Below are 245 nucleotides of genomic sequence, written 5' to 3'. Positions count from 1 at the left end.
CGATAGTTTTCTATAGAAGCAGCAATTTTAGCAGGATAACCGGAAAGTTCATCAATAACCGCCTGATCTTCCGGCTTAATTTCCATTAAGGTTGGCACGGTGCCGTTAAAATACTTATGGGTAAGTACAATAACGCGGTTTACATAATTTCCTAAGACGGCTACCAGTTCGTTATTATTTCTTGCCTGAAAGTCTTTCCAGGTAAAGTCGTTGTCTTTTGTTTCGGGAGCAGTAGCTGTTAAAAC

At 40.0% G+C, this 245-nt stretch carries 1 protein-coding gene; it reads right to left on the bottom strand.

Annotated elements, in window-relative coordinates; genetic code table 11:
- Window positions 1-245, bottom strand: a 245-nt coding sequence (locus AC0IW9_RS31675) for a class I tRNA ligase family protein (protein WP_471652248.1), incomplete at both ends; no start/stop codon positions are given.

This window comes from Belnapia sp. AC561 (assembly GCF_979252845.1).
Note: the sequence above shows the minus strand (reverse complement) of the source record. Positions and strands in the feature narration are given on the sequence as shown.